Consider the following 11,092-nt stretch of genomic DNA (forward strand, 5'->3'; position numbering starts at 1 on the left):
GGGCCCCCTCACCCCCGCGGAATCCCTCAGATCACGTTGAGGGCGGCGGCGCAGCCCACTCCTCCGAGCAGCATGAACGCCGGCATCAGCACCTTCAGCTCGACCCAGCTGCCCGCGCGGAACCGGATCGCCTTCGGCGGCCCCACCGGGTACCAGCGCTTCCGGCCGATCGGGATCGGCCACAGGATCGGGCAGCCGGACACGGTCAGCGCGTCCCCGATGTCGTGCACCAGGGCGCCCAGCACGATCGGCAACCCCAGCCAGAGGTACTCCTGCCCGGGTGCGGTGAACAGCCAGTCGGAGCCGTTGCCCGGCTTGTCCAGGACTCCCGCCAGGATCCACGCGCTGGTCGCCGCCAGCAGCCAGACCAGGACATCGCTGCTGGAGCCGCGCGCCGCCCGCCACAGCAGGCCTTCGATGGCGAGCACCATGTGCGCGAACAGGATCGCCAGCACCGCCCAGCGGCCCCCCGTGATCGCGGCGGCCGAGCAGCCGGCGCCGATCATGACCGCCCACAGCCAGGTGTGCGTCAGCGTGCGGTGCCCGCCGGAGCGGCGCGGGTCGCCCTGCTTCCTGGTGGCCTTGTAGACCGCGTACGACAGCTTGTCCACGATCTCGCAGAGCCAGCGGGAGAGGGGGCCGAAGGCCCGGGAGATGGTGGCGGCCTTGTGGTCGAGGTCCGGGGCGAGTGCGGCGCCGGCGCAGATCAGGGCGCCGGAGAGAAGCACCGGCCAGGGCATCGGGTGCCCCGCCGCCGCGGCGGCGGCTCCGACGCCGAGCCAGGCCGCGGCCCCCGACAGTGAGTGTGCTGGTCCCATCATGGCCGCTTCCCGCCCCATTCCTCGTGTGCCGCTGACCAGTTGACCTGGTGCGCTGACGCCGCGTCGGCGACACAGCGTAGCGGTCATGATCTTCGCATCCGCAGCCGATTCCCCGCTCGGGCGGAAGGCCAGGCAAGATGGGGGCGTGACCCTCATCGATCGTCTGCCGCCGACCGCCGACCCCGACGCCCTGTACGAAGCCTTCGAGTCGTGGACGCAGGAGCGCGGCCTCACCCTCTACCCCCACCAGGAGGAGGCGCTGATCGAGGTGGTCTCCGGGGCGAACGTGATCGTCTCGACGCCCACCGGCTCCGGCAAGAGCATGATCGCCGCGGGCGCGCACTTCGCCGCGCTGGCCCGGGACGAGGTCACCTTCTACACGGCGCCGATCAAGGCTTTGGTGTCGGAGAAGTTCTTCGAGCTGTGCAAGCTCTTCGGCACCGAGAACGTCGGCATGCTCACCGGCGACGCCTCCGTGAACGCGGACGCACCCGTCATCTGCTGCACCGCCGAGGTGCTGGCATCGATCGCGCTGCGCGACGGCAAGAACGCGGACGTCGGCCAGGTCGTCATGGACGAGTTCCACTTCTACGCCGAGGGCGACCGCGGGTGGGCCTGGCAGATCCCGCTGCTGGAGCTGCCGCAGGCGCAGTTCATTCTGATGTCGGCCACTCTGGGCGATGTGTCCTTCTTCGAGAAGGACCTCACCCGCCGCACCGGCCGCCCCACCTCGGTGGTCCGTTCGGCGACCCGCCCGGTGCCCCTGTCCTACGAGTACAAGCTGACCCCGCTCACCGAGACGCTCACCGACCTGCTGGAGAGCAAGCAGGCGCCGGTGTACATCGTGCACTTCACACAGGCGCAGGCCGTGGAGCGGGCGCAGGCGCTCATGAGCATCAACATGTGCTCGCGCGAGGAGAAGGACCAGATCGCCGAGCTGATCGGCAACTTCCGCTTCACGACCAAGTTCGGACGCAACCTCTCGCGCTACGTACGGCACGGCATCGGCGTCCACCACGCCGGCATGCTGCCCAAGTACCGGCGCCTGGTGGAGAAGCTCGCCCAGGCCGGTCTGCTCAAGGTCATCTGCGGCACGGACACGCTCGGCGTGGGCGTCAACGTGCCGATCCGCACGGTGCTGTTCACCGCGCTGACCAAGTACGACGGCAGCCGGGTGCGCACGCTGCGGGCCCGTGAGTTCCACCAGATCGCGGGCCGCGCCGGCCGGGCCGGCTTCGACACGGCGGGGCTCGTGGTCGCGCAGGCGCCGGAGCACGTCATCGAGAACGAGAAGGCGCTGGCCAAGGCGGGCGACGACCCGAAGAAGCGGCGCAAGGTGGTGCGCAAGAAGGCGCCGGAGGGCTTTGTCGGCTGGACGGAGAACACCTTCCAGAAGCTGATCGAATCGGAGCCGGAGCCGCTGACCTCGCGCTTCCGGGTGACGCACACGATGCTGCTGTCCGTGATCGCCCGGCCGGGCAACGCGTTCGAGGCGATGCGCCATCTCCTGGAGGACAACCACGAGCCGCGCCGTCAGCAGCTGAGGCACATCCGCCGGGCGATCGCGATCTACCGCTCGCTGCTGGACGGCGGGATCGTGGAGAAGCTGGACAAGCCGGACGCCGAGGGCCGCATCGTCCGGCTCACCGTCGACCTCCAGCAGGACTTCGCGCTGAACCAGCCGCTGTCCACCTTCGCCCTGGCCGCGTTCGAACTCCTCGACCCCGAGTCGCCGTCCTACGCGCTCGACATGGTCTCCGTCGTCGAATCCACCCTGGACGACCCCCGGCAGATCCTCGTCGCCCAGCAGAACAAGGCGCGCGGCGAAGCCGTGGCCGCGATGAAGGCGGACGGCGTCGAGTACGAGGAGCGCATGGAGCGCCTCCAGGACATCACGTACCCGAAGCCGCTGGAAGAGCTGCTCTTCCACGCGTACAACACCTACCGCAAGAGCCACCCGTGGGTCGGCGACCACCCGCTGTCGCCGAAGTCGGTGGTCCGGGACATGTACGAGCGGGCACTGTCCTTCACCGAGCTGGTGTCCTTCTACGAGCTGGCCCGCACCGAGGGCATCGTGCTGCGCTACCTCGCCAGCGCGTACAAGACCCTGGACCACACCATCCCGGACGACCTGAAGTCCGAGGACCTCCAGGATCTGATCGAGTGGCTGGGCGAGATGGTCCGCCAGGTGGACTCCAGCCTGCTGGACGAGTGGGAGCAGCTCGCCAACCCCGAGGAGATGACCGCCGAGGAGGCGCAGGAAAAGGCGGACGAGGTCAAGCCGGTCACCACCAATGCCCGCGCCTTCCGCGTCCTGGTCCGCAACGCCATGTTCCGCCGCGTGGAGCTGGCCGCCCTGGACCAGGTCGAGGAACTCGGCGAGCTGGACGCCGAGTCCGGCTGGGACGCCGAGGCGTGGGGCGAGGCGATGGACAAGTACTGGGACGAGTACGACGACCTCGGCACCGGTCCCGACGCCCGCGGCCCCAAGCTGCTCGTCATCCACGAGGAGCCGGAGAACGGGCTGTGGCGCGTGCGCCAGATCTTCGACGACCCGAACGGCGACCACGACTGGGGCATCAGCGCGGAGATCGACCTCGCGGCTTCGGACGCCGAGGGGCGTGCGGTCGTCCGCGTCACCGATGTCGGCCAGCTGTGACCCGTCCCCGGCCAGGGGCAAGCCAAGGAGAATCCCACCGATGACGAATCCGGCCGAGAGACTGGTCGACCTCCTCGACCTGGAGCAGATAGAGGTCAACATCTTCCGTGGCCGCAGCCCGCAGGAGTCCTTGCAGCGGGTCTTCGGCGGCCAGGTGGCGGGCCAGGCCCTTGTCGCCGCCGGCCGTACCACGGACGGCGAGCGCCCGGTGCACTCGCTGCACGCGTACTTCCTGCGCCCGGGGCGCCCGGGCGTGCCGATCGTGTACCAGGTGGAGCGGGTCCGCGACGGGCGCTCCTTCACGACGCGCCGGGTCACGGCCGTGCAGCAGGGCCGCACGATCTTCAATCTGACCGCCTCCTTTCACAAGCCTGAGGAAGGACCGTTCGAGCACCAGCTGCCGCCGGCCCGCGAGGTGCCGGACCCCGAGTCGCTGCCGACGGTCTCCGAGGAGATCCGCAAGCATCTGGGGGCCTTGCCGGAGCAGTGGGAGCGGATGGCACGCCGCCAGCCGTTCGACATCCGGTACGTCGACCGGCTGCGCTGGAACGCCGAGGAGATCGATGGCGCCGAGCCGCGCAGCGCCGTGTGGATGCGCGCGGTCGGCCCCCTCGGCGACGACCCGCTGGTCCACACGTGCGCGCTGACCTACGCCAGCGACATGACCCTCCTCGACGCGGTGCGCCTCCCGGTGGAACCCCTGTGGGGTCCGCGGAACTTCGACATGGCATCGCTGGACCACGCCATGTGGTTCCACCGCCCGTTCCGCGCGGACGAGTGGTTCCTGTACGACCAGGAGTCGCCGATCGCCACCTGCGGGCGCGGTCTGGCCCGCGGGCGCATCTACGACCTGGAGGGACGGCTGCTCGTCTCGGTCGTGCAGGAAGGCCTGTTCAGGGCCCTGTAGCAGCCGACGGCCAAGGCCGGGAGCGGGTGTTCAGACCCGCGCGGGCTGAGCCGGCCGTGTGCTTCTCCGCCGCAGCCAGGCCCGGAGGCCGCGGGACGGGGGTGGCGGAGCGGGCGGCGCCGGCTCCTGGTCACCAACCGCTGGCATCGTCGGCCGCGCGGCCGGCTCCCGCGGTACGACGTACAACTCCCTGGTCCGCACCCGCGGTTGGGGGTGCAGCCCGGCCGGCTCCGTGGTCGCTGCCGTCGCCTCCATGAGCTGTGTCGCCACCGGCTCCGGAAGCCGCGTCCGCATTTCAAGGACGCGGGGTCCCACCCCTCGGGGCCCCGTCGCCGACTCCGGAGGCCGTGTCACCGGCTGCGGCAGAGGTGTCGTCGTCTCCGGGGACGGTGTCAGCCCACGCAGCGGCTTCGGGAACTGTGCTGCCTGCTTCGGAGGTGCTGTCGCCGAGTCCAGGTGCCGTGCGGCCGACGTCCACGGCGTCGCCGCCTCTTTGGTGGGCCGGGTGACCGTCCGCGCCATCGGCGGGATCGGGCGCGCGACCGCTCGCATCGCCGGCGGAACCCGGGGAGCTGCCGGACGCGGGGCCGGCGAGATGTCGCGGGCCTCCTCCACCGAGCGCGCCAACTCGCTGCGCAGCCAGCCGACCTCGTCCGCGTCCTGCGCCGTCATGATCCGCTCGGCAAGATGGGCGGAAGGAGACCCGGGAACGCCGCGGCCCGGCGGCACGGGTCGGAACCGGTGCAGACGGGCTCGCTCGGACGGGTCCTCGAGGACGCCGGCGACCTCGCCGGGCGCCAGGAAGGCGGCCACGGCTCCGGCTCGGGCCCACGGGTCCTCGGCCTGCCGGAGCAGGAACCCGACCTGGCGTGCGCGCCAGTTGCGTGCCCGCAGATCCACTCCCGCCGCCAGCTGGCCCCGCAGGGTCTCGGGCGTACGGCCCTTGAGCAGGTGCGCGTGCTCCGGGTTCGCCGTGAACTGGCGCAGTTCTTCCGCGAGATAGAGCCAGACCACGGCACGGTAGCGGTTGAGGTAGAACTTCACGGGCACGAGGAGGCCCAGGCGGGCGAGCCGGGTGAACCGGCCGGCCGGGATCTCCATGAGGGCGGCACCCTCCGCCGTGCCCACGACCCGCACACGCTCGCGAAGGGAGTCGGGGAAGCCGTCCTGTGCGCGGAGGCGCTCGATCTCCGCGTGCTCCACGCGCCGGCCTCCTCCCCCGCCCTCGTCGGGCACGGTCCGGATGCGGCCGAGCTGGACGGCCAGGTCGAACTCCATTCGCTTGAGGCCCAGTTCGCGAGCGGCACGGCTCGGCGTACAGGTACTGGGGCGGGTTGGGTCGAAGGTGCTTCGCGTCATGGCCGTACTCCCCCGTGGAGTCTGCGGCTCACGCCTTGTGCGTGCGCCGTGCACTCACCGTAGCCGGTATGTCGCGTCCTGTGGCGACCCTGTGGATAAGTCCACGGGGGTAGGGAAAGCAGCAGGTCAGAGGTCTGTGGTCGGAGACGTCTCGGGCTTCCTGGCATCGACGCGGAGGTGTTCGCCGACCCGGTTGACGAGGAGGGTCATCTCGTAGGCGATCTGGCCGATGTCGACCTGGGCGCCGCTGAGCACGCACAGACAGCTGCCGGTGCCGGCCGCGGTCACGAACAGCACGGCGTCGTCGTACTCGATCATCGTCTGGCGCACCGTGCCCGCGCCGAAGTGGCGTCCCGAGCCCTTGGCCAGGCTGTGCAGCCCGGATGCCACGGCCGCAAGATGTTCGGCGTCCTCCCGGCGTAACCCCGTGCTCGCCGCGGTGACCAACCCGTCGTTCGACAGGACCAGTGCGTGGCGCACGTGGTCCACCCGCTCGGTCAATTCGTCCAGGAGCCAGCCGAGACCCTGGTTCTGCGCCATGTCCGTCTCCCCGTGTGATGTCTCCCCCTGGCTGGAGGAACTCCCCGCCAGCCTTCCCCACGACCGGCGTGCGGGCAAGGAGGATGGGCCCATGGCAGAGAAGATGACCGATGAGGAATGGCGGGCGTTCGTCCTGGACGGCACCCGCACCGGCAAGCTCTCCACCGTCCGCGCCGACGGAAGCCCGCATGTGGCTCCGATCTGGTTCCTGCTGGACGGGGACGAGTTGGTGTTCAACACCGGCAAGAAGACGGCGAAGGGACGCAATCTGGCCCGTGACGGCCGGGTGGCCCTGTGTGTGGACGACGACCGTCCGCCGTTCCACTTCGTGGTGCTGAACGGCCGCGCCCGGCTGTCGGAGGACCTGGCCGAGGTTCGTCTGTGGGCGACCCGGATCGCCGCCCGGTACATGGGCGAGGAGCGCGCCGAGGAGTACGGCGCCCGCAACGGCGTACCCGGGGAACTGCTCGTCCGGGTGACCATCGACAACGTGCAGGCCATGCGGGACGTAGCCGCCTGAACGGCGGGCTCAGCCGACCGAGTCCAGAAGCCGGGCGGTGTGCATGCGCCCGGCGTACTCGACGAGCCTGATCAGCACTTCCTTGCCGGAGTCGCGGTCGCGCGCGTCGCACAGCACCACGGGTGTGCCCCGGTCGAGGTCGAGCGCCCGGGACACATCGTGGGCTCCGTAGGAGCGGGCGCCCGCGAAGCAGTTGACGGCCACCACGAACGGGATGCGCCGGTGCTCGAAGTAGTCGACGGCCGGGAAGCAGTCCTCCAGTCGCCGGGTGTCCGCGAGGACCACGGCGCCGAGGGCTCCCTGGGCCAGTTCGTCCCACAGGAACCAGAAGCGGTCCTGTCCCGGTGTGCCGAAGAGATAGAGCGAGAGGCCGGAGCGGATCGTGATGCGGCCGAAGTCCATGGCCACGGTGGTGGTGACCTTCTGGTCCACCCCGTCGGTGTCGTCCACCAGTTGGCCCGCTTCGCTGAGCAGTTCCTCGGTGCGCAGCGGCCGGATCTCGCTGACGGCCCCCACCAGGGTCGTCTTGCCGACGCCGAAACCACCGGCGACCAGTATCTTCAGCGCCAGGGCGGAGGTGTCGCCGATGGCGTCGGTGTGCTCGGAGACCATGATCACTTCTCTCGGGAGGGCCGGCCGCGGCCGGCGTCCGCGTGCTCCGGGGGTGAAGGCAGCATCATGACAACGCGGACACGTGCCGGGGCGAGGGGACCGAAGTACGCCTGATATGAGCGGCTGCGGCCCGATCGTTGGCGCAACGTGCCCGGATCGGACGGACCGGGGCACGGCCGGGCGTTCAGATGCTGACACGGGGCGGTGTACGGCGGTGTCGGGACGTCCATCTACAGCGCTCGCAATCCCTCGATGACCTCGCGCAGGATCCGCTCGTCGGGCAGATGTGCCGGGGGCACGGGGCGGCTGATGGTCACGCAGCCGAGTTCCAGCAGGTCCCCCAGGAGCACCCTGACCACGCCGACCGGAAGGTCCGCGTCCGCGGCGAGTTCGGCGACGGACTGCGTCTCCGGACGGCACAGGTCGATCAGCGTCCGGTGCTCGGGGCCGAGCGCGGTGTCGTCGTCCAGCGCCGGAGCTGCGGGATCGAGGGTCACGAGTGCGATCAGGTCGAAGCGCACTCCGGTCGGCCCGGGCTGGGTGCGGCCACCCGTCATGGCGTACGGGCGGACCAGCGGCCCCGCCTCGCCGTCGTACCACTGGCTGCCCGGCTCCCGCGGCCCGCCGGTCGGGTTCTCTGTCATCCGTGCCGCCTTCCCGGCTCATCCGGCGGCGGGCGGCGCCGCGACGCGCGGCGCCGTGTAGAGGTGCTCGCCAACCTGTTTGACCAGCCGGGCCATCTCGTAGGCGACCAGCCCGATGTCGGCCGTGACCGCGGTGAGCAGGGCCAGGCAGGAGCCGTCACCGGCCGCGGCCACGAAGAGGAACGCGTCGTCCATCTCGACCATGGTCTGGCGCACTCCGCCCGCTCCGAAGTGCCGTCCCGCGCCCTTGGCGAGGCTGTTGAAGCCGGACGCCACGGCGGCGAGGTGCTCGGCGTCCTCCCGCGCGAGGTCGGTGGAGGCGCCGACCGCCAGGCCGTCATTGGACAGTACGACGGCGTGCCGCACCTCGCGCACACGCGTCACCAGGTCGTCGAGCAGCCAGTCCAGTTCGCCGGACCGCTGGCCGGTGTTCGGTGTCGGGTCCTGGATCATGCCGGGTCTCCTTCGCTGCTGTGACTGCCCGTTTCCGGATCCGGGGCGGCGCCGCGGCCGGGCTGCCTGCCACCGCCGCGCGCCCAGCCGTCGCGGTATGCCGCCATGCGGTCCCGTACGAGTTCGGGGGTGCGCCGGTCGTCGCCGTGACGGGTGGGCTGCCCGGCCGGCTCTTCGGAGCGCTGGTGGCGCAGTTGCGGGGCGAGGCTCGCCTGGCGCACACGGCGCGGGAGATCGTCGGAGCGCTCCGAGTCGTCCGGCGAGCGGTGCAGTCTCAAGGCGGTGACGCCGGGAGGCGGGGGTTCATGGGCGGTGTCGTGGGAGCGGGCCGCCGCGCCGGTGCCTTCCGGGCCTGGTGCCGACCGGGTGCCCCGAGCATCGTCTGGCCCTGAGATGTGCTGGGGTCCCGGTGTCCGCTCGGCACCGTGCGGGCCGGGTGCGGTGACCGCCAGGACGGGCCGGTCCGGCCACGCGGTGACGGCGGCCTCCTGCGGCGAGGTCGCGCCGGGCACGCGCGCGTAGGCGCGTTCCTCATCAGGAATGGCCTGTTCACCCTGCCGGGTGGACGATTCGGCCGCCCCGCTGTGCAGCAGGGCCTTGGGCAGCAGGACCACGGCGGTGGTGCCTCCGTACGGGGATGTCCTCAGGTGCACCTTGATGGCGTGCCGGGAGGCGAGCCGGCTGACCACGAAGAGTCCGAGTCGGTCGCTGTCGAAGAGGTCCAGCGCCTCTGACTGCTCGATGCGGCCGTTGGCCTCGGCCAGGGTCTCCGCGCCCATGCCGAGCCCCCGGTCCTCGATCTCCAGGGCGTAGCCGTTGCCCACGGGTTCGCCGGTCACCCGCACGCGCGTGTGGGGCGGTGAGAACTGGGCCGCGTTCTCGACGAGCTCGGCAAGCAGGTGGGTGAGGTCGGCGACGGCCGCGCCGATGACGTACGCCTCGGGGAACTGGCGCACCTCCACGCGCGCGTAGTCCTCGATTTCCGACACGGCGGCGCGTACGACGTTGGTCAGGGACACCGGCATCCGCCAGGCCCGGCCCGGCGCGGCGCCGGACAGGATGATCAGGCTCTCGGCGTGGCGCCGCATCCGGGTGGTGAGGTGGTCGAGGCGGAACAGGTCGCTGAGTTCGTCGGGGTCGTCGGAGCGCCGCTCCATGCTGTCCAGGAGGCTGAGCTGGCGGTGGACCAGGACCTGGCTGCGGCGGGCCAGGTTGACGAAGACACCGGAGATGCCGCTGGCGAGTTCGGCGCGTTCCACGGCGGCCCGCAGCGCGGCGCGGTGCACGGTCGTCAGGGCCTCTGCGACCTGACCGGTCTCGTCCTCGGCCGGCGGTCCGGAGGGGGCCTCGGCCTGTACGTCGATCTCCTCGCCCGCGCGCAGTTTCCGCATGGCTTCCGGGAGTTTGCGGCGGGCGATGTCCAGCGCGTCGTTGCGCAGGCTCACGAGTTCGACCACGAGAGCCCGTCCGATGCGGACGGAGATGACGAGGGAGGCGGCGACGGCGGCGAGTCCGAGGAGTACGGCGGCCCCGGCCGGGCTGAGCAGGCCGCGGGTGACCGGGTCGGCGCGGCCGGCGACGGCACGGCCCGCGGCTGCCGCGATGGTCCGCATGCCGTCCTGCACGCGCGCGTGGGCGGCGCCCCAGGAGGCCTGCGGCGCCGTGTCGGAGACTCTGGCGCCCGGACCCGCGGCGAGCAGGCGGTCCTCGGCGGCGCCCAGGGCGGTGTAGGAACCGGCGGCGGTCAGATCCCGCCAGGCGGTGCGCTGGGCGGCGGGCAGATCGTCGACGGCGGTCTCGGTGAGGGCACGGCGCGTGGCGACGGCGGCGCTGAAGAGCCGCAGCTGCTCTCCCCGCAGGGTTCCGGCGGTCCGCGCGCTGCCCAGCAGGGCGTCCTCCTGGGCCAGCGCTTCGGCGGCGCGGGAGAATTCGAGCAGCACGCGCGCGTCGGAGGCGACGTCGGACTGCTGGATGCCGGTGAGGGCACCGTCGACCGCCAAGCCGGCGCCTATGGTCTTCGTGTACTGCGTGTACGCCTCGTCCCAGCCTCTCCTGTGGCCCCGTACGGCTGTTCTCAGGGTGCTGAGGTGCTCGGCGCCGGTGACGAAGGCATCGAGGCGTTTGGAGACGCCGGCGGGCAGTTCCTGGCTGTCGGCGACCGTGCTGTTCCGGCCGAGCCGCAGCCGGTCCACGGCCCGGTCGGTGCGGGCGGCGAGGTCTTCCAGATCGCCGCCGTCGACGGCCCGCGGATCCGTGGCGAAGCGGACGGCCGCGGTGCGCTCGGCCTGCAACGCGGTGACGGCCGCGGCCACCGGGGTGCGCAGTTCGGCGTCGACCCGCTGCGACTGGCGCAGCCGGGCGACGTCCTGGGCGGTGGTGACGGTGGCGTACGCCCAGAGGGCGAGCAGGGAGACGACAGGCACCATCAGGAGGCTGACCACCTTGGCGCGCACGGTCCGGGGGCGCAGGTGCCGACGGCTCCCCCGCGCTACCGCCCGCCTGCCCGCGCCTACCGGTGCGACCTGTGCCCGGAGCCGGCCGCGTTCTGGGACCACTGCCACGACCACGGCCTGATCC

The 11,092-nt window shown here is 71.5% G+C and carries 9 protein-coding genes and 1 pseudogene; 3 read left to right on the forward strand and 7 right to left on the reverse strand.

All coding sequences use genetic code 11. From position 1 onward, the window contains the following. Positions 1-26: 26 nt before the first annotated feature. A complete protein-coding gene (locus ABZV94_RS19495) occupies positions 27-821 on the reverse strand; it encodes a metal-dependent hydrolase (protein ID WP_356341657.1) in 795 nt (264 codons plus the stop codon). 145 nt (positions 822-966) lie between these two features. On the opposite strand from ABZV94_RS19495, the gene ABZV94_RS19500 reads away from it, so the two are divergent. Both ABZV94_RS19500 and ABZV94_RS19505 read left to right on the forward strand, forming a co-directional pair. Then, positions 967-3,480 (forward strand): DUF3516 domain-containing protein, encoded by a 2,514-nt coding sequence (locus tag ABZV94_RS19500; protein WP_356341659.1) that lies wholly within the window; start codon positions 967-969, stop codon positions 3,478-3,480. 40 nt (positions 3,481-3,520) lie between these two features. Then, entirely contained in the window at positions 3,521-4,387 is an 867-nt protein-coding gene (locus tag ABZV94_RS19505; RefSeq protein ID WP_356341662.1) for an acyl-CoA thioesterase II, read from the forward strand. Positions 4,388-4,960: 573 nt separating this feature from the next. Here the strand turns inward: ABZV94_RS19505 and ABZV94_RS19510 are convergent. Together ABZV94_RS19510 and ABZV94_RS19515 are read right to left on the reverse strand one after the other, a co-directional pair. Next, positions 4,961-5,746, reverse strand: a pseudogene (locus tag ABZV94_RS19510) (DUF6397 family protein); the annotation flags it as partial. A gap of 126 nt (positions 5,747-5,872) precedes the next feature. Further along, positions 5,873-6,286 carry a roadblock/LC7 domain-containing protein gene (locus ABZV94_RS19515; RefSeq protein WP_356341664.1) on the reverse strand — a complete coding sequence of 138 codons (414 nt, stop codon included), beginning with the start codon at positions 6,284-6,286 and terminating at the stop codon, positions 5,873-5,875. 91 nt (positions 6,287-6,377) lie between these two features. Here ABZV94_RS19515 and ABZV94_RS19520 point away from each other — a divergent pair, with 91 nt between their 5' ends. Then, positions 6,378-6,806 carry a PPOX class F420-dependent oxidoreductase gene (locus ABZV94_RS19520; protein WP_356341666.1) on the forward strand — a complete coding sequence of 143 codons (429 nt, stop codon included), beginning with the start codon at positions 6,378-6,380 and terminating at the stop codon, positions 6,804-6,806. 9 nt (positions 6,807-6,815) lie between these two features. Here ABZV94_RS19520 and ABZV94_RS19525 read toward each other — a convergent pair whose 3' ends face one another. From ABZV94_RS19525 to ABZV94_RS19540, 4 genes are all read right to left on the reverse strand, one after another. After that, complete coding sequence (locus tag ABZV94_RS19525) at positions 6,816-7,418, reverse strand: ATP/GTP-binding protein (RefSeq protein WP_356341668.1); 603 nt, start codon at positions 7,416-7,418, stop codon at positions 6,816-6,818. Positions 7,419-7,648: 230 nt separating this feature from the next. Next, positions 7,649-8,062, reverse strand: a complete 414-nt coding sequence (locus ABZV94_RS19530) for a DUF742 domain-containing protein (protein ID WP_356341670.1) — start codon at positions 8,060-8,062, stop codon at positions 7,649-7,651. A gap of 18 nt (positions 8,063-8,080) precedes the next feature. Continuing rightward, a complete protein-coding gene (locus ABZV94_RS19535; protein WP_356341673.1) occupies positions 8,081-8,515 on the reverse strand; it encodes a roadblock/LC7 domain-containing protein in 435 nt (144 codons plus the stop codon). Continuing rightward, complete coding sequence (locus tag ABZV94_RS19540; RefSeq protein ID WP_356341676.1) at positions 8,512-10,941, reverse strand: ATP-binding protein; 2,430 nt, start codon at positions 10,939-10,941, stop codon at positions 8,512-8,514. The genes ABZV94_RS19535 and ABZV94_RS19540 overlap by 4 nt, the downstream gene beginning before the upstream one ends. Between the last annotated feature and the right edge of the window lie 151 nt (positions 10,942-11,092).

The organism is Streptomyces sp. NPDC004658, assembly GCF_040609555.1.
In the GTDB taxonomy this organism is placed as follows: domain Bacteria; phylum Actinomycetota; class Actinomycetes; order Streptomycetales; family Streptomycetaceae; genus Streptomyces.